This window comes from Marinicauda algicola (assembly GCF_017161425.1).
Lineage (GTDB): Bacteria > Pseudomonadota > Alphaproteobacteria > Caulobacterales > Maricaulaceae > Marinicauda > Marinicauda algicola.
Genome location: NZ_CP071057.1, coordinates 458,623 through 476,710, shown reverse-complemented (window position 1 = coordinate 476,710; position 18,088 = coordinate 458,623). Strand labels below are relative to the sequence as shown.

The 18,088-nt window shown below is 69.4% G+C and carries 18 protein-coding genes; 15 read left to right on the top strand and 3 right to left on the bottom strand.

What is annotated here, in order from left to right; all coding sequences use genetic code 11:
* Window positions 1–465: 465 nt before the first annotated feature.
* A complete protein-coding gene (locus JW792_RS02350) occupies window positions 466–1,701 on the bottom strand; it encodes a DUF445 domain-containing protein (protein ID WP_158291501.1) in 1,236 nt (411 codons plus the stop codon).
* Window positions 1,702–1,802: 101 nt separating this feature from the next.
* On the opposite strand from JW792_RS02350, the gene JW792_RS02345 reads away from it, so the two are divergent.
* The 9 genes from JW792_RS02345 to dprA all read left to right on the top strand — a co-directional run bounded on the left by JW792_RS02345 (window position 1,803) and on the right by dprA (window position 9,593).
* Complete coding sequence (locus JW792_RS02345) at window positions 1,803–2,123, top strand: heavy metal-binding domain-containing protein (RefSeq protein ID WP_135995222.1); 321 nt, start codon at window positions 1,803–1,805, stop codon at window positions 2,121–2,123.
* A 133-nt stretch (window positions 2,124–2,256) separates the two neighbouring features.
* A complete protein-coding gene (meaB, locus tag JW792_RS02340) occupies window positions 2,257–3,228 on the top strand; it encodes a methylmalonyl Co-A mutase-associated GTPase MeaB (protein WP_135994265.1) in 972 nt (323 codons plus the stop codon).
* Between the two features lie 41 nt (window positions 3,229–3,269).
* Window positions 3,270–3,737, top strand: coding sequence for a Holliday junction resolvase RuvX (ruvX, locus tag JW792_RS02335; protein ID WP_135994266.1), 468 nt, complete (start codon window positions 3,270–3,272; stop codon window positions 3,735–3,737).
* Complete coding sequence (locus tag JW792_RS02330) at window positions 3,734–4,651, top strand: AEC family transporter (RefSeq protein ID WP_135994267.1); 918 nt, start codon at window positions 3,734–3,736, stop codon at window positions 4,649–4,651. The genes ruvX and JW792_RS02330 overlap by 4 nt, the downstream gene beginning before the upstream one ends.
* Window positions 4,648–5,553 carry an AEC family transporter gene (locus JW792_RS02325; RefSeq protein WP_135994268.1) on the top strand — a complete coding sequence of 302 codons (906 nt, stop codon included), beginning with the start codon at window positions 4,648–4,650 and terminating at the stop codon, window positions 5,551–5,553. Before JW792_RS02330 ends, JW792_RS02325 begins: the two co-directional genes overlap by 4 nt.
* A gap of 68 nt (window positions 5,554–5,621) precedes the next feature.
* Window positions 5,622–6,593 carry an aspartate carbamoyltransferase catalytic subunit gene (locus tag JW792_RS02320; RefSeq protein ID WP_135994269.1) on the top strand — a complete coding sequence of 324 codons (972 nt, stop codon included), beginning with the start codon at window positions 5,622–5,624 and terminating at the stop codon, window positions 6,591–6,593.
* The gene (locus JW792_RS02315) at window positions 6,590–7,858 is read left to right on the top strand and encodes an amidohydrolase family protein (RefSeq protein ID WP_135994270.1); all 1,269 of its coding nucleotides are present in this window, start codon (window positions 6,590–6,592) and stop codon (window positions 7,856–7,858) included. Before JW792_RS02320 ends, JW792_RS02315 begins: the two co-directional genes overlap by 4 nt.
* 8 nt (window positions 7,859–7,866) lie before the next feature.
* Complete coding sequence (gene plsY, locus JW792_RS02310) at window positions 7,867–8,466, top strand: glycerol-3-phosphate 1-O-acyltransferase PlsY (RefSeq protein ID WP_135994271.1); 600 nt, start codon at window positions 7,867–7,869, stop codon at window positions 8,464–8,466.
* Window positions 8,463–9,593, top strand: coding sequence for a DNA-processing protein DprA (gene dprA / locus JW792_RS02305; protein ID WP_135994272.1), 1,131 nt, complete (start codon window positions 8,463–8,465; stop codon window positions 9,591–9,593). The genes plsY and dprA overlap by 4 nt, the downstream gene beginning before the upstream one ends.
* On the opposite strand, the gene JW792_RS02300 is transcribed toward dprA, so the two are convergent.
* Window positions 9,590–9,814, bottom strand: a complete 225-nt coding sequence (locus JW792_RS02300) for a hypothetical protein (protein WP_135994273.1) — start codon at window positions 9,812–9,814, stop codon at window positions 9,590–9,592. The genes dprA and JW792_RS02300 overlap by 4 nt on opposite strands.
* Before the next feature lie 159 nt (window positions 9,815–9,973).
* Here JW792_RS02300 and topA point away from each other — a divergent pair, with 159 nt between their 5' ends.
* From topA to rpmG, 6 genes are all read left to right on the top strand, one after another.
* Complete coding sequence (gene topA, locus JW792_RS02295) at window positions 9,974–12,574, top strand: type I DNA topoisomerase (RefSeq protein ID WP_135994274.1); 2,601 nt, start codon at window positions 9,974–9,976, stop codon at window positions 12,572–12,574.
* Window positions 12,575–12,583: 9 nt separating this feature from the next.
* Window positions 12,584–14,860, top strand: coding sequence for a ribonuclease R (rnr, locus tag JW792_RS02290; protein ID WP_135994275.1), 2,277 nt, complete (start codon window positions 12,584–12,586; stop codon window positions 14,858–14,860).
* A 133-nt stretch (window positions 14,861–14,993) separates the two neighbouring features.
* Entirely contained in the window at window positions 14,994–15,539 is a 546-nt protein-coding gene (locus JW792_RS02285; protein WP_338125963.1) for an NUDIX domain-containing protein, read from the top strand.
* Window positions 15,536–16,147, top strand: a complete 612-nt coding sequence (locus tag JW792_RS02280; RefSeq protein WP_135994277.1) for a hypothetical protein — start codon at window positions 15,536–15,538, stop codon at window positions 16,145–16,147. Before JW792_RS02285 ends, JW792_RS02280 begins: the two co-directional genes overlap by 4 nt.
* A gap of 9 nt (window positions 16,148–16,156) precedes the next feature.
* On the top strand, window positions 16,157–17,332 hold the full coding sequence (locus tag JW792_RS02275) for an MFS transporter (protein ID WP_135994278.1): 1,176 nt from the start codon (window positions 16,157–16,159) through the stop codon (window positions 17,330–17,332).
* A gap of 83 nt (window positions 17,333–17,415) precedes the next feature.
* Window positions 17,416–17,583: a 50S ribosomal protein L33 gene (gene rpmG / locus JW792_RS02270; RefSeq protein ID WP_135994279.1), complete on the top strand. Its 168-nt coding sequence runs from the start codon at window positions 17,416–17,418 to the stop codon at window positions 17,581–17,583.
* A gap of 64 nt (window positions 17,584–17,647) precedes the next feature.
* On the opposite strand, the gene JW792_RS02265 is transcribed toward rpmG, so the two are convergent.
* Complete coding sequence (locus JW792_RS02265; RefSeq protein WP_135994280.1) at window positions 17,648–18,076, bottom strand: hypothetical protein; 429 nt, start codon at window positions 18,074–18,076, stop codon at window positions 17,648–17,650.
* Between the last annotated feature and the right edge of the window lie 12 nt (window positions 18,077–18,088).

The following is an 18,088-nucleotide window of genomic DNA, read 5'->3' as shown; positions in this document are numbered from 1 at the left end:
CCTACCCGAAGAGGCTTCTAGTTCTTCCTGCACCTTTCGCAGAACTTGAAAGGCAAGCGCAATTACAATTACGGCAAATCCATTGAATATCAGGATCCCGGGTAGACAACCGAGTGTATTAGCCCAGCCATAAAGCAGAAACCGAACCCCAATGAACAAAGCACTTATAGAGCCCATCATCAAAGTGGAAATCATGAAATCATGAAAAAGGGTGTACATCATTCTCATGATTAACCACTTTTAGTTTGAAGCGGAATACCTGAGGCACTTCTTTTGTCGCGACGGCTATTTATCCGCCCCCGAATAAATTGGCTTCGCCCTCCGGAGAGCGTGCCGCCAATCCCCCGTGGAAGCAAGATGAGGACACAATATCTGTAAGATTATCTGTAAGATTGATAGCGAGCCTCGCGGGTCCGTCTTCATTCGCTCAGATCCCTGAATCGGGGATGTCCGCCTCCCCCACCTTCAAATCGCATGCGTCGCCGCGTGCAGCGTCACGCCGACGAGGCCGCCGATCAGCGTGCCGTTGAGGCGGATGTATTGCAGGTCGCGCCCGACATTGGCTTCGAGCTTGTCCACGATCGTGTCCGCGTCCCAGCTGGCGATGGTGTCGGAGACGATGCGCGCGACGTCCGGCCCGTGGCGCTCGGCGAGATGGACGAGGACGGGCGTCAGGCGGGCATTGAAGGCGGCGCGCGCTTCCCGGTCGCAGAGGATCGCCTTGCCGAGCGTGACGAGGCCGTCGGCGAGATGGCCGGCGAGCTCGGACCGCTCCCCCCTTCGCGCATCGATCAGCACCGCGGCCTTGGCCGAGCGCCAGCCGGCCTGCGTGAAGTCGGCGACGGCCGGGTGGGTCAGCGTCTCGGCCACGATCACCTCGATGCGCGCCTGCAGGGCCGGATCGTCCTTCAGCCCGCGCGCGAAGTCCTCCACGATGCGGGTGAGCTGGCCGCGCACCGGGTGCCCGGGCTCGGTCGCGACATCGTGCAGCAGTTCCTCGATCGCCGCGATGGCACGGTCCGCGACCGGCTTGTCGAGGCGGGTATAGCGCAACAGGCGCGGGGTCTGGTTCCTGACCGCGTCGCGGATGCGTGCCTCGTTCTCCTCGAGCGCCCTGAACGCCTCGTCCAGCGCGGCGTTGAGCAGGGCGTGGTGGCGGCCCTCCGCGGTGACCGCCTGCAGCACCGCGCCGAAGGCCGGGGCGAGGCGCGCCCCGCTCGCCTGCTCCGACAGCCGCTCGCGCCAGAAGCGCGCCACCGCTTCGTCGTCGAGGAAAGCCAGCAGGTCGGGCAGCGCGCCGACGAGGCCGTCGGCGATTCTGCGGGCCTGGGACCGGTCGGCGAGCAGGCGCCCGATCTGTTCGCCGGGATCGGCCTGTTTCAGGCGCTGCCCGACGAGCGCGGGATCGAGGAAATTGTCCGCGATGAAGCGCCCGACCGCGTCGGCGATGCGCTGCTTGTTCCTCGGGATGACCGCGGTGTGCGGGATGGGAAGCCCCAGCGGGCGGCGGAAGATGGCCGTCACGGCGAACCAGTCCGCGAGCCCGCCCACCAGCCCCGCCTCGGCGAAGGCGCGCACATAGCCCCAGAGCCCTTCGTCGCGCCCCCAGACATGGGTGGCGGCGAACACGAAGGCCATGGCGACGAGCGCGGCGGTCGCGGCGATGCGCATGCGCGCGGCGGGGGAGAGATCGGTCGGCATGGGCAGAGGATAACGCGCATGATCGTCCAGTCGATGCGCGGCTTTCATCGGGCGCCCGCGCCCGCTAGCTTTCCCCGTCCATCACCAGAGGGAGTATGATGATGATCGTGACCACCACGCCGGGCGTCGAAGGCAGGACCATCACCGAGTATCACGGCGTCGTCACCGGCGAGGCGATCCTTGGCGCGCACATGTTCCGCGACCTGTTCGCGGGAATCCGCGATCTCGTCGGCGGGCGCTCGGGCAGTTACGAGAAGTCGCTGCGCGAGGCGCGCGAGATCGCCTTCGGCGAGCTGGAGGAGGAGGCCCGCCGGCGCGGCGCGGACGCGGTCGTCGGCGTCGATCTCGACTACGAGGTGATCGGCGAGCAGGGTTCGATGCTGATGGTCTCGGTGTCGGGAACGGCGGTGAGCCTGAGATAGCGGTCCGGGGGTGGCAAGCTAGAGGGAGATGACGGCGCGATAGCGGCTGATGGCGGTGGAAGAGCGGGAAGACGAGCCGGCCCCTGTGCGCCCCCGCTTGCCTTGCCGGGCGAAACGCCGTGAAGTCGCGCCCATGAACGAGCTGGCCCGAAAACTCCTCGATGGCGACCGCGCCGCGCTGGCGCGCGCGATCACCAGGGTGGAATCCACCCGGGCCGAGCACCAGCGCGAGGCGCGCGAGATCCTAACCGAGGTGATGGACGCCACCGGCAGGGCCTGGCGCATCGGTCTGACCGGTGTGCCGGGGGTGGGCAAGTCCACGCTCATCGAGGCACTGGGCAAGCACCTGACCGGACAGGGAAAACGCGTCGCGGTGCTGGCCGTCGATCCGTCCTCCTCGCGCACAAGGGGCTCGATCCTCGGCGACAAGACCCGCATGGGCGAACTCGCCACCGATCCGCACGCCTTCATCCGCCCCTCCCCGGCCGCCGGCACGCTCGGCGGGGTCGCGAAGAAGACGCGCGAATCCATGCTGCTGTGCGAGGCGGCGGGCTATGACGTGGTGATCGTGGAGACGGTAGGGGTCGGCCAGTCGGAGACCGTCGTCGCCGACATGGTGGACGTCTTCGTCGCCCTGATGCTGCCCGGCGCCGGCGACGAGCTGCAGGGCATCAAGAAGGGCATCCTGGAACTTGCCGAGATCCTCTTCGTGAACAAGGCCGAGGGCGAGAACGAGAAGCGCGCCCGGCGCGCCGCGCGCGACCTCGAGGCCGCGCTGCACCTCTTCGCGCCGGCCAGCCCGAACTGGAACCCCGTCGTGCTCACCGGCTCGGCGCTCGAACGCACGAACATCGACACGCTCTGGGAAACGATCGAGAAGCACCGCGAGGCGCTCGAGGGCGCGGGCGAACTCGAGCAGCGCCGGCGCGGCCAGCAGGTGCGCTGGCTCTGGTCGCTGGTGGAGGAGGCAGTGCTCTCCCGCTTCAGGTCCGACGAAGGGGTGAGGTCTGCCGCGCCCGCGCTGGAAGAGGCCGTCGCGAAGGGCACCCTGCCCGCCAGCGAGGCGGCCGAGCGGCTGATCAGGGCACGCACGGGACCGGACTGATCCCTTTGCATTCGCGCCGTCGCGGGTGTAACTCGCGCGCCATGCTGTTCCTCGATCCGTCCCATCTTCCCAAGGGCCCGCTGATGGGCGTCGATCCCGGATCGAAGACGCTGGGCATCGCGGTTTGCAATACCGACCGCACCGTCATCACGCCGCTGACCACGATCGCGCGCACCAAGTTCACCGAGGACGCCCGCGAACTCTTGCGACTCTACGACGAGCGCAAGTGCAGGGGCCTCGTCGTCGGCCTGCCGCTGCACATGGACGGAGGCGACGGGCGGCGCGCGCAGTCGGCGCGCAGCTTCGTGACGAATCTCCTGCGCATCCGGGACCTGCCGGTCGCCTACGAGGACGAGCGCCTGTCGACCTTCGCCGCGGCCGAACGCCTGATCGAGGCGGGCGTGAAACCCGCCGGACACAAGGCGATGATCGATGCCGAGGCCGCGGCGGTCATCCTTGCCAGCGCCATCGAGCGCATCGAGCAGCAGGCCGGAGGCGGACAGAGTTGAACCCCGTCCTCGAGGCTCTCATACCGATCTTCGGCGTGATCGCGCTCGGCTGGGGCTTGCGCCGGAGCCGGCTCGTCGCGGCCGAGCTCTGGGGCGGGATCAATCGCCTGAGCTATCAGGCGCTCCTGCCCGCCCTGCTCTTCTCCACGATCAGCCGCGCCGACTATGCGGGCCTTCCCGCCGGCACGTTTCTCGTGGCGGTAACGCTCGGCTTCGTGGCGATGGGCGCGATCGCGCTCCTTTTCCGGCCGCTGCCGATAGACGGGCCGGCCTATACCAGCCTCTTCCAGGGCGCGGTGCGCTGGAACGGCTTCGTGCTGCTGGCACTCGCCGCGCCGGTCTTCGGGCCGGAGGGCGCGGCCCTCGCCGCCCTGGTTTTCGCCCCGACCGTGCCGCTGATCAACGTGATGTGCGTCGCCGTGCTCTCGGTCTGGGGAGAGAGCGAGCGCAGGCTGAACCGGCGCGCCATCGTCATGCGCATCGTCACCAATCCGCTGATCCTGGGCTGCGTCGCCGGTGCGGCGGCCAATGTCGCCGGCGTGTTCCAGACCGGACCGGTCGCCGACACCGCCGCGCTCGCCGGCCGGGCTGCGCTGCCGCTGATCCTGCTCGCCATCGGGGCCGGGCTCGACTTTTCGGCGCTGAAGGCGCGCCCGCAACTGCTCACCCTCGCCGTGGCGCTGAAGCTCGTGCTCGCGCCGGCCGTGTTCTACGCCCTCGGTCTCGCCTTCGGGGTGGAAGGCGTCGCGCTGGCCGTGCTCACCGCGGTGGGCGCCACCCCGGGCGCGGCGGCGAGCTACGTGCTCGCCCGGGAGATGGGCGGGGACGCGCGCCTGACCGCCGGGCACGTCACGGCCACCACCCTGCTCGCCGCGATCTCCCTGCCGCTCTGGATCGGGTTCGCGCTGTCATGACGGCTCAGATCCTGTTCGGCTTCCTTCCGGTCTTCGTCGTGATCGCGATCGGCTACGGCGTGCGCGCGAGCGGGCTGATCCCGCGCGCGTCCTGGCGCGGCGTCAATACGCTGAACTACCGCGTCCTGCTGCCCTCGCTGCTCTTCGTGACGCTCGCGCGCACCGAGTTCGCCGGACCGGACGCGCTGCGCCTCACCGCCCTTTCCCTGGCCGGCATCGCGACACTGGCCGCCTGCGGATTCGCCCTGATCCGCCTCATCTCCAGGGAGCCCCGTGTCATCGGGGCCTTCGTCGCGGTGACGAGCGTCTGGAACATCGTCCTGGTGCTCGCGCTCGCCACGAGCATCTTCGGCGCACAGGCGGAGGAGACCGCGATCCGGGTGCTGGTACCGGGCTCCCTGCTCGCTACCCTCATCGCGCGCTACGCGGTCGCCCGGGGCAGCGGGCCGGTGAGGCTCGGCGGCCTCGCCACCGACCCTCTCGTGCTCGGGGTGATCCTCGGCCTCGCGGCCAGCTTCACCCCGCTCGAGCGGGCCGGGCAGCTGATGCGCCCGCTCGACATCGTGGCCTCCGGCTCGATCAGCGTGATCCTGCTCGCGATCGGGGCCGGGCTCGATTTCGGCGCGCTGAAGGGCCGCTACAAGGTGCTCGCCTCGGCCGCGGGGATGCGAGCCCTCGCCTCGCCGCTCATCTTCCTCGCCTTCGCGCTGGCGGCCGGTTTCTCCGGCGAGACGCTGGCCATCGTCCTCATCGCGGCGAGCTCCCCGACCGCCGCCTTCGTGTTCGCCCTCGTCGCCGAGTTCGAGGGCGAGGAGGGACTGACCGCGGGGATGATCACGGCGAGCGTGCTCGCGAGCGCCGCGACCTCGCCGGTCTTCGTCTGGCTGGCGCTCGCGCTCTGAGAGGCTTGCCGCAAAGGGGGCGCGCCCTTATACCCCCGCAACGCTTCGGCCCGGAGGGACCCGTATCGATGGGACGCGCCAGCTTCGCCTACGACTTCCCTCACCGCAATCTGTTGAGCGCGGGTTCGCTCAACCCGCTCGACGTGCAGATGCTATTCGAGCGCGCGGGCGAGCATTTCGAGCGCAATCGCGAACCGAACAAGAAGCTCGACGCCCTAAAGGGCCTGACCCAGATCAACCTCTTCTTCGAGCCCTCCACGCGCACGCTCGCCAGCTTCGAGCTTGCCGGCAAGCGCCTCGGCGCGGACGTGGTGAACTTCTCCGCCGGCAACGCCTCGACGAAGAAGGGCGAGAGTCTGGCCGACACCGCCGAGACGCTCGCCGCGATGAACCCGGACCTGCTGGTCGTGCGCCATCAGAGCGCTGGCGCGGCGGCCTTCTTCGCCGACGTGACCGGCATCTCCACGATCAATGCCGGAGACGGCGCGCACGAGCATCCCTCCCAGGCCCTGCTCGACGTGTTCACGCTGTCGCGCCACTGGGGCGAGATCGGCGGCAGGCGGATCGCCATCGTCGGCGACATCGCCCACTCGCGGGTCGCGCGCTCGAACGTTTCCCTGATGAACCTCCTCAATGCCGAGGTGCGTCTGTGCGGACCGGCGACGCTGCTGCCGCCCGACGCGGACCGCTGGGGGGCCACCGTCTTCCACGACCTCGACGCGGCGCTGGAGGACTGCGACGCGGTGATGACCCTGAGGCTCCAGCGCGAGCGCATGAGCGGCGGACTGATCCCGTCCGAGCGCGAGTATGCCGCGCTCTACGGCCTCACCCACAAGCGCCTCGAGGCGGCGAAGCCCGACTGTCTCGTCATGCATCCCGGCCCGATGAATCGCGGCGTGGAGATCCACCCCGCGCTGGCCGACGATCCGGACCGGTCGGTGATTCTCGAACAGGTCGAATCCGGCGTCGCGATCCGCATGGCGATCCTGGAGATGGTCGCCAGCCGGGCCCCGAACATGCGCTACGAGGACGATCGATGAGCCGCTTTCTCATCACCGGAGCAAAGATCGCCGACCCGGCTTCGGACCGCGAGTACGAGGCCGATTTGCGGATCGCCGACGGGCTGATCGCCGAGATCGGCGACGGTCTCGCCGCGGGCGAGGGCGAGGAGGAGATCGAGGCGAAGGGTCGCATCCTCTGCCCCGCCCTGGTCGACCTGCGCGCGACGGCCTGCGAGCCCGGCCCCGGCGCGCCGGAACGCCTCGACACCACCGCGCGCGCCGCCGCCGCGGGCGGGATCGGCACGCTGGTCCTGGCGCCGGAAAGCGGACACGGGCTCGCCAGGCCGGAAGACATCGAGCTCGTCGAGGCCCGCGCCCTCACCCTGCCGGTGCGCGTCCACGCCGGGGGTCTCGCGGCGCACGACGGGGAGATGGCCGAGATCGGCCTGATGCTGCGCGCCGGCGCGCTCTACGTCGGCGATGGCGGACGGCCGATCGCCGATTCCCGCCTGGTACGCCGCATCCTGTCCTATGCCGGCGGGTTCGAGGCCTGGGTGAGCCTGCGGCCCGAGGACGCCCATCTCGCGGCCGGAACGGTCGCCCACGAGAGCGACATGTCGGTGCGCATGGGGCTCGCCACCCGGCCCGGCGTCTCCGAGCGCCTCGCGGCCGAGCGCGATGCGGGGCTCGTGGAGCTGACCGGGGGACGCCTGATCCTCGACCGCGTCACCACCGCGGAGGGGCTCATCGCCCTGCGCGCCGCCAAGCGCCGCGGGCTGGAGATCGCCGCGACCGCGCCGGTCACCCATCTCATGTTCAACGAGATAGATGCCGGCAATTTCGATGCGCGCTACCGCCTGGAGCCGCCGCTTCGCAGCCAGGAGGATCGCGAGGCGCTGATCGAGGCGGTGCGCGAGGGGCTCATCGATGCCGTGGTCTCCGATCACGTGCCGGTCAGCCGCGTCGACAAGGCCAATCCCTTCGCCGATGCCCTGCCCGGCTCGTCCAATCTCGAAGCCCTGCTGCCCGCCCTCGTCTCGCTCGTCGAGGAAGGCCGGCTCTCCCTCCTGCAGGCCCTGCGCCCGGTGACGAGCGGCCCGGCCGACCTCCTGGGCCTGCCCCAGGGCCGGATCGAGGAAGGCGCTCCGGCGGACCTGCTGATACTCGACCCGGCCGCGCCCGTCGTCCACGGGCGGACCGGGACGGTGAGCCAGGGCTCGAGCGCCTTTTCCGGCCGGCGCCTGTTCGGGAAAGTCTTGATGTCTTTCGTGGAAGGCGCGATCATCCTGCAACCTGAAACCTGAGGGGCGAAATGGGGCTCGATCCGCTGCTCATCCTGGCCGCCGTGGCGGGCTACCTGCTGGGCTCGATTCCCTTCGGTCTGGTGCTGACGCGCGTGGCCGGTCTCGGCGACATCCGAGCGGTCGGCTCGGGCAATATCGGCGCAACCAACGTGCTGCGTACGGGCCGCAAGGATCTCGCCCTGGCCACGCTCGTCCTCGACGCGGGCAAGGCCGGGATCGCCTGCCTGATCTTCACCTTCGCGGTCTCCACCCCGGCCGGGCTGGTCGCAGGCGGGGCGGCCTTTCTCGGCCACTGCTTCCCGATCTGGCTCAACTTCAAGGGCGGGAAGGGCGTCGCGACCTTCCTCGGCACCCTCATCGCCGCCCACTGGCCTGTCGGCCTGCTGGTCTGCGCCACGTGGCTCGGCATGGCGCTGGTGGCGCGCATCTCCTCGCTCTCCGCGCTCGTGGCCGCCGCGGCGGCTCCGCTCCTGGCGCTCGCCTTCGCACGCGAGGACGTGGCGATCCTCGCGGTCTTCCTCGCCGCCCTGCTCTACTGGCGCCACGGCGCGAATATCCAGCGGCTGCTGAACGGCACCGAGCCGCGCATCGGGGCGAAGAAGACGTGAAGCGCCGCGACCTCTCGGCGGGCCAGCGCACGGACTGGCTCCGTCTCGCGCGCACGCCGGGGGTCGGACCGGTCACCTTCGCCAAGCTCATCGAGCGGTTCTCCGCACCCGAGGCGGCCATCGAGGCGCTGCCGCGCCTGGCCAGGCGCGGCGGGCGCGTGGATCCGATGAAGGTCGTCTCCCGCAGCGAGGCCGAGGACGAGATCGCGGCACTGGAGCGCATCGGTGCGCGTCTCCTGTGCGCCTGCGAGCCGGGTTTCCCGAAGGGCCTCGCGGTCATCGATCCGCCGCCGCCGGTAATCTCGGTGCTCGGCCCGCTCGACCCGGACGCGAAGCCGGCCTGCGCCATGGTCGGCTCGCGCAATGCCTCGGGCATCGGGATAAGATTCGCGGGGACCATAGCGCGCGAACTCGGGCAGCGCGGCATCGTCATCGTCTCCGGCCTTGCCCGCGGCATCGACGGCGCGGCGCACGCCGCCAGCCTGGAGACCGGCACGATCGCGGTTCTCGCCGGCGGGCTGGAGCACATCTACCCGCCCCAGCACGAAGCGCTCTACCGGGCCATCGCCGAACAGGGCCTCGTGGTGAGCGAGTCCCATCCGCGCTACCAGGCCGGCGCGCGCGACTTCCCGCGCCGCAACCGGCTGATCTCCGGGCTATCGCTCGGCGTACTGGTGATCGAGGCGGCCGAACGCTCGGGGACGCTGATCACCGCGCGCTATGCCCTTGAGCAGAACCGCGAGGTGATGGCCGTGCCGGGCTCCCCGCTCGATCCGCGGGCGAAGGGGACCAACCGGCTGCTGCGCGAGGGTGCGGCGCTGGTGGAGAGCGCCGAGGACGTCATCGCCGTGCTGCAGGGCGCGAGCCGGCCGCGCTTCGAGGAGCCCGGCGATCACGACTATGAGGACGACATGCCCGAGCCCGGTCGCATAGAGGCCGAGGCCGACGCGATCCGGGAGAGCGTGGCCGGTCTGCTCTCGCCCACGCCGATTTCGCGCGACGAACTCACGCGACAGCTCGGCGCCTCGCCGCAGGCGGTCATGGCAGCCCTCGTCGAGCTCGAACTCGCCGGGCGGGCCGAACTCTTGCCTGGCGGGATGGCACGGATGGCCTGGCCGGAAAGCTAGCGCCGGCCCGGCTGGACCGGCTCGCGCCTCGTGACGTTGAGGCATTCCTGTTCGACGAGCTTCGCGCAGGCCGAGAGCATGGCGCTCGAATTGGGAAGATCGGCTGCGAGCGCCAGGAGGGCGGCGGAATCCAGCAGCTCCACGAGATAGCCCGCGGCCGTGGCGGGCTCATGGCGCATGTCCCCGATATGGGTCAGCGGATCGTCGAAAGAGCGCGACATGGGTGCCACCGGGCAGATAACAACCTTTGCAGGTATCGTTATCTAATAAAACTATCGCGTGCAAGCGCAGACCTTGGTTGACTTGGCCGAGGGCCTACCTCAACTTCCCCCGCCGTTCGCCGGGCGTTCCGGCCGGACCAGCCTGTCGAGTCTTTCCCCATGAATGTCGTCGTCGTCGAATCCCCGGCCAAGGCCAAGACCATCAACAAGTATCTCGGCAAGGACTACACGGTCCTGGCGAGCTTCGGCCACGTTCGCGACCTGCCCGCCAAGGACGGCTCGGTCAGGCCGGAGGAGGATTTCGCGATGGAATGGGAGGTGGATGCCAAGTCCGCCCCCAAGATCAAGGCCATCGCCGACGCGCTGAAGGACGCCGACCGCCTGATCCTCGCCACCGACCCGGATCGCGAGGGCGAGGCGATCAGCTGGCACCTGCTCGAAGCGCTGAACAAGCGCCGCGCGCTCAAGGGCAAGACGATCCAGCGCGTCGCCTTCAACGCCATCACCAAGAAGGCGGTGGAAGAGGCGATCGCCCATCCGCGCGAGATCGACATGGAGCTGGTAGAGGCCTATCTCGCCCGGCGCGCGCTCGACTATCTGGTGGGCTTCACCCTCTCCCCGGTCCTCTGGCGCAAGCTGCCCGGTGCCAAGTCGGCCGGCCGGGTGCAATCGGTCGCACTACGCCTCATCACCGAGCGCGAGAGCGAGATCGAGCGCTTCCGTCCCCAGGAGTACTGGTCGGTCGAGGCCGATGTGCGTTCGGACGGCAGCGACGCCTTCCGGGCCAAGCTGACGCGCTTCGAGAACGAGAAGATCACGCGCCTGACCATCGGCGAGGAGACGCGCGCGCGCGCCGCCGAGAGAGCGATCAGGTCCGCCGACTTCACCATCGCCGCGGTCGAGGCGAAGCCCACCAAGCGCAACCCGCCCCCGCCGTTCACCACCTCCACCCTTCAGCAGGAGGCGGCAAGGAAGCTCGGCTTCGACGCCGCGCGCACCATGCGCACCGCCCAGCGCCTCTATGAGGGTGTCGATCTCGGCGGGGAGACGGTCGGCCTCATCACCTACATGCGTACCGACGGCGTGCAGATGGATGGAAGCGCCGTGGCTGCCGCCCGGCGCACGATCGGGGAGACTTACGGCGAGCAGTATGTGCCTGACGTCCCCCGTGCGTACTCCTCCAAGGCCAAGAACGCGCAGGAAGCCCACGAGGCGATCCGCCCGACGAGCTTTGCCCGCAAGCCCGGCTCCATCCGCCTGGATTCCGACCAGGCCCGGCTCTACGAGCTGATCTGGAAGCGCGCCGTGGCGAGCCAGATGGAGAGCGCCCGGCTGGAGCGCACGACCATCGACCTGGAGAACGCAGACGGCTCGCTGGCCCTGCGCGCCACGGGATCGGTGGTCACCTTCGACGGCTTCTTCACCCTCTACCAGGAGGGCCGCGACGACGAGGAGGACGAGAAGGAAAGCCGCCTGCCCAAGGTGAGCCAGGGCGCCCCGGCGAAGGCGGAAACGACCTATACCGAGCAGCACTTCACCCAGCCGCCGCCGCGCTATACCGAAGCCTCGCTCGTGAAGAAGATGGAAGAGCTCGGCATCGGCCGGCCCTCGACCTATGCAAGCGTCCTGTCCGTGCTGCGCGACCGCGACTATGTCCGCATGGAGGACAAGCGCTTCGTGCCCGAGGACAAAGGCCGCGTCGTCATCGCGTTTCTGGAAAACTTCTTCACCCGCTATGTCGAGTACGACTTCACCGCGGATCTCGAAGACCAGCTCGACAAGGTCTCCAGCGGCGATCTCGACTGGAAGGAACTCCTGCGCCGCTTCTGGGCGGACTTCTCGGCCAGCGTGGAGGGCATTTCCGATCTCAGGATCGGGGATGTGATCGACGCGATGAACGAGGCGCTCGCGCCGCTGATCTACCCGCCGCGCGAGGACGGCTCGGACCCGCGCGTCTGCCCGAAATGCAATGAGGGCCAGCTTTCGCTGCGCCTCGGGCGTCACGGCGCCTTCGTGGGCTGTTCGAACTATCCCGACTGCCGCTTCACCCGCCAGCTCGGCGGAGCGGACGGCTCTGGCAACGGCATCGAGGGCGATGGCGAACTCGGCGAGGATCCCGAAACCGGCGAGAAGGTGTTCCTCAAGGACGGCCGCTTCGGCCCCTATGTCGAGATGGCCGTTCCAGGCGAGGACAAGCCCAGGCGGTCCTCCGTCCCGAAAGGCTGGGACGTCGAGGACATGACCCTCGACAAGGCGCTTATGCTGCTGCGCCTGCCGCGCGAAGTGGGCAAGCACCCCGAGGACGGCGAGCCGATCGAGGCCGGGCTCGGACGCTACGGCCCGTTCGTGAAGCACGGCAAGACCTACGCCAACCTGCCCAATATCGAGGAGGTGTTCGAGATCGGCCTCAATCGCGCCGTCACCCTCATCGAGGAGAAGAAGCAGAGCCGGGGCGCTCGCGGCGGAGCGGAACCGCTGAAGGACCTCGGCGAACATCCCGAGGAGGGCGGCGCCATCCAGGTCATGAAGGGGCGTTACGGGCCCTACGTGAGGCACGGCAAGATCAACGCCACCCTGCCCAAGGGCATGGACCCGGAAGCCGTGACGCTTGCCCAGGCGGTCGAGCTGATAAAGGCGAAGGCGGCCAAGGGCGGCACGAAACGCAAGACGGCCAGGAAGAGTTCTTCGAAGACGGCGACGAAGGCCAAGACGGCGAAGTCCGGCTCGGCTAAGAAGACCGCATCGAAGAAGAAGGCATAGTCAGGCGTTTTGAGCGACGATCCATTCCAGGAAGGCGGGTTCACCCGCGAAGCCGTCATCGAGGCGGTGAAGCTCGGCGAAGGCCGCTTCACCAAGCGCGAGATCGCGCGGGCGCTGTCGCTGAAGGGCGATCAGCGCGCCGCGCTGAAGGACGCCCTGCGCCGGCTCGAGGACGAGGGCGCGATCCGCAAGACCGGGCGCAAGGAGTACGCCCTCGCCTCCGGCCTGCCCCCGGTAACCGTGCTGGTCATCTCCGACATGGACATTGACGGCGAGCTGATCTGCGAACCGGTCAAGGACGAGCTCAAGGGCCCGCTCATCCGCCTTGCCCCCTCCGACGGCAAGGGCAAGGCCGGCGCGCTGGCGCTCGGGCTCGGCGACAAGGTGCTCGCGCGACTGAAGCGCGAGGATGACGGCAGCTACGAGGCCCGGCTGATCAGGCCGCTCGGCGGCCAGGAGAAGATCGACCGCATCCTCTGCGTCTACCAGGCCGGCAAGCACGGCCGCGGCGGGCGCCTGAAGCCGGTCGACAAGCGTACCAAGCACGAACTCGTCCCGGCCAGGGGCGAAGGCGAGAAGGCCCAGGACGGCGATCTCGTCCTCGTGCGCATAGCCGGTGGGCGTACGCACGGCCTGAAGACCGGGGTGATCGAGGAGGTGCTTGGATCCGCCGATTCCCCGCGGGCCGGCTCGGTCATCGCGCTCGAGGAACACGGCATCCCGCAGAAATTCGCCGAGGCCGAGCTCGCCCAGGTGGAGAAGCTCAAGCCCGCGAAGATGGGCAAGCGCGAGGACCTGCGCGACATCCCGCTCATCACCATCGACCCGGAGGAGGCGCGCGACCACGACGACGCGGTCTGCGCGCAGCCCGACGACGACCCGAAGAACGAGGGCGGCTGGGTCGTCTGGGTCGCGATCGCGGACGTGGCGGCCTACGTCACCGGCGGCTCGCCGCTCGATCGCGGCGCGAGGAAGCGCGGGGTCTCGGTCTACCTGCCCGACCGCGTCGTGCCGATGCTGCCCGAACGCCTGTCCAACGACCTGTGCTCGCTGCGCGAGAAGGAAGAGCGCCCGTGTCTGGCCGTGCGCATGGTCTTCGACAGGCACGGGCGCAAGAAGTCCCACCGCTTCATCCGCGGCTGGATGAAGAGCCATGCCAAGCTGTCCTACCAGGCCGCCCAGGCCGCGCTCGACGGCAAGGGCAAGGGGACGGCGGAGAAGATCAGACGCGACGTGCTCGATCCGCTCTGGGGCGCCTATCAGGCGCTCAAGCAGGAGCGCGACCGGCGCGAGCCGCTGGAGATCGACGCGCCCGAACGCAAGGTCAGGGTGGACGAGGCCGGCAATGTCACCGGCGTGGAGGCACGCGAGCGCCTCGACACGATGCGCCTGATCGAGGAGTTCATGATCCAGGCGAACGTCGCCGCCGCCGAGGCGCTGGAGGCCAGGCGCACGCCAATGATCTATCGCATCCACGACGAGCCGGGCTCGGAGAAGCTGGAGAACCTCGCCGATTTCCTGCCCAATGTCGGGCTGAAATGGACCAAGGGCGAGCGCGTCACGCCGAAGCGCTTCAACGCGGTGCTGGAACGCGCCAAGGGCGGCCCGCACTACGAGACGGTCAACGAGGTCGTGCTTCGAAGCCAGTCCCAGGCGGTCTACGACACCGACAATATCGGCCATTTCGGGCTCAATCTCGCCAAGTACGCCCACTTCACCTCGCCGATCCGGCGCTATGCCGATCTCACCGTCCACCGGGCCCTCATCCGCGCCTACGATCTCGGGGACGGGGGCCAGAGCGACGAGGAACGCAGCCAGCTGCAGGCGATCGCGGAGGAAACCACCTCCAACGAGCGCCGCGCCATGGCCGCCGAGCGAGATGCGACCGACCGCTTCATCGCCGGCTTCCTCGCCGACCGGATCGACCAGGAGTTCAAGGGCCGCATCACCGGCGTGACCCGGTTCGGGGCCTTCATCCGGCTCGCGGAGACCGGCGCGGACGCGCTGTGCCCGATCTCCAAGCTCGGCGACGACTTCTTCCGCCACGACGAGCGCGCCCACGCCCTCGTCGGGGAGCGCACGGGCGCGACCTACCGGCTCGGCATGGACGTCACCGTGCGCCTGGTGGAGGCGGCGCCGATCACGGGCGGGCTGCTCGTGGACATCCTGACGCCGCCGGAATCGGGTACAAAGCCCGGTAGAGGGCGCCGGTCCTCGCCGCGCCCGAAAAAGGGCCGCAGCAAGCCGGGCCAGCGCCCGGAACGCAAGCCCCGAGCCCGACGGTAGAGCCATAACGAAACCGGAAACGACATCGCGGCCGCTGCGCCCCAAGCTCGCCGCCTCGCTGATCCTGACGCGCAAGCGTCATCGCGGCGAGGTGGAGCTCCTGCTCGGGCGGCGCTCGGGCGGGCATGTCTTCATGCCTCAGAAGTACGTCTTCCCCGGGGGACGGGTCGACCGGCGCGACGGCTTTGCGCCCCTCGCCTCCGAGCCGCGCGAGCAGGTGCGTGAAGTGCTGAGCCGGGTTCTGCCCGAGCGCCGCGTCCGGGCCGCCGCCGCCGCGGCGATCCGCGAGACCGCCGAGGAGACGGGGCTGCTGATCGCCGAGCCGGGCCGGATCGAGAAGCCGAAGCCGGAATGGGCACCCTTCGCCGAAGCCGGCGCGGCGCCCTCGGCAGAGCCCCTGGACATCGTCGCACGGGCCATCACGCCCCCCGGCCGGCCGCGCCGCTTCGACGCCTTCTTCTTCCGCGCCGACGCCGAAGCGGTCCATGGCGGCACCGAACTCGCCGGCTCGGGCGAGCTGGAGGACCTGCGCTGGGTCAGCCTCGAGGAGGCGGGGAGCCTCGACATTCCGATCATAACCCGTTTCGTATTGGCCGAACTGGATGCCCACCTCAAAGGGCGCGCGCCGGTGCGCTGCGCGCGGGTCACGAGGTCGGGGCCGAAGCTGGAGGAGCTATGAGCCGACGGGCAAAGGACATGAGCGCGCTGATCATCGCCGATCCCCATGCGCGCAAGCTCGCGCTCGGCCGGGTCGACGGAGAGGCACGCCTGCCCATGGCAGCGCTCGAACGGGCCGACGGCCGACCGGCCGGCGACGAACGCATCTCGAAGACGCGTCTCGGCGCGCCGCAGACGCGCGCGCCCGCCTTCATGGACGCCGCCCTGCGCGCCGGCTTCGAGCGGCTCGGCATGCTGATCGCGCGCCCCGCCCTCGATCCGGAAACCGACCTGCCCTCGCCCGGCCTCTGGGCGCGGCTCTTGCGCCATCGCCTGGAACCGGACCGCGAGGCCCTCACCTATCTCGGCCGCGCGATCTCGCCGGTCGAGGCGCCCGAGCGGGCTCATGTCCGGGTCTTCGCCGCGCCGCTGGCGCGCGTGACCAATTCGCTGAAGGTGCGCGGCAGCATGGACCGGCTGGTCTGGCTCTCTCCGGAAGCAGCCGAGCGCGCCCTGAAGGGCACACCGGTCGAGCCCTTCGCGGCCATGGCCCTGCCCGCACTCGGCGGACGCCCGCGCCCCCTGATGGTGTCATACAGGGCGGGACGCCGGCGCATCGCCCGGCTATAAGCCCGCCCCATGATCGCCAGACTGCTGACCGACCCCCTTCACGGGCGCGCCCGTTCCCTCGCCGCGGCGATGCTCGCCGCCGCGTTGTCGGGCTGCGGCTTCGGTCTGCTGATGCCGCTGGTCTCGCTGAACCTCGAGGCCATGACGGGCTCGGCGGTCGTCGTCGGCTGGAACACGACGGCGGCGGCGCTCTCCACGCTCGTGGCGACGCCCTTCATCCCGATCCTGCTGAGCCGGTCTCCAGCCCGCGGCGCGATGGTGGCGAGCCTCGTCTTCACGGCCGTCGGCATCCTCCTCTTTCCGGTCTGGCGCGATGTCTGGTTCTGGTGGCTCCTGCGCTTCCTGACCGGGCTCGCGGTCACCGTCGTGTTCGTGGCCAGCGAGACCTGGATCAACCAGCTCGCCAAGCCCGAGGCGCGCGCACGGCTGCTCGCGGTCTATGCCACCGTCCTGTCGGGCGGGTTCGGATCGGGCGGGCTGGTCCTGTCGATTCTCGGTGCGGAAGGCTGGACCCCCTGGATTGCGGGCTTCGCCATCTTCGCGATCGGCGCCATTCCGATCCTGCTGCTCAAGGGCCCCGAACTCGACGCGCCGAACCCGGCCGAGAGCGGGCCGCGCGCCATGCTCGCGGCAGTGCGCCTCGCCCCGGCGGCGATCCTGGCCGGCCTGCTGTACGGCGCGCTGGAGACGGGTCTCTTCACCCTTGTCCCGGTCTATGCCGAACGCCTCGGGCTGACCGTCCAGTTCGTCGGCCTGCTCGCGATGACCGGCGCGCTCGGCGGCATCGCGCTGCAGATCCCCATAGGCGGGCTCGCCGACCGGCGCGGCCGGCCGCAGACCCTGCTGCTCGTCGCCGGGGCCAGCGTCGTGCTGCCGCTGGTCATCCTTTCGGCCGGAGCCTTCACGCCCGCCCTGTTCGGGCTGATCTTCCTCTATGGCGGGATCGCAGGCGCGTTCTACACGCTCGGCCTCGCCATGATGGGCGAACGGCTCACGGGGGGCATGCTGGCGGTGGGCAACGCCGCCTTCATCTTCGCCTACGGTTTCGGCTCGCTCGTCGGCCCACCGGTCTCGGGCGCCGCGATGGACGCGATGGACCCCGGCGGGCTGATGCTCGCCTTCTCCGCCACCGCCGCGCTGTATCTCGTGATTGCCGTGCTGGTTTTCGCCCGCAGGCGGCGTTGACAGAATTGCGTTTGCGAGTATGTTCCGCGGCTCGCAGCGCCGGATCGGGTCCGGCGCGCCACGAATTTCCTTAGGTGCGCGACATGGCTAAACCCACCACGATCAAGATTCGCCTGAACTCCACGGCGAACACCGGCTATTTCTACGTGACCAAGAAGAACGCGCGCACGATGACCGAGAAGCTCGTCCTGAAGAAGTACGACCCGGTCGTGCGCAAGCACGTCGAGTTCAAGGAAGGCAAGATCAAGTAGGATCTGCGTTTCAGTCGGAATTCCTGAAAAGGGCCGCCCTTGTGCGGCCCTTTCTGCGTCGGGGCTAGAAGCCCGGCCTCGCCGCGAGGAACGCCTCGGCGTCCGTTTTCCGCACGGTGATCAGGACCTCGTGGCCGGCGGCACGCAGCGCCTGGGCGGCGAGGATGTGCGCCGGCGCCTTGGGATCGGCAACGAGAAGGGCGACGCGCGAGCGCGGCAGGCGCACCGCGAACGCCGAGTAGCGATCCACGAGGCTCATCAGGTCGGCCGGGAATCGGGCGGTACGCGAATCGATCAGCAGCGCGCGCAGGCCGTGGGCGCGGTAGGCGCCGTGGAATGCGTGCGCGGCCGCATCGGCGCGCTCCCTCGACCGATCGCCGAAAATCTCGATCAGCGCGTAGCCGCGCTCCGGGACGACCGCCATGCGGAAATTCCCGTCCGCCGGGATCGTCTCTTCCCTGCCCTCGGACCTGGTGTCGTGCCGGTTGGACATGTACGCGCCGCC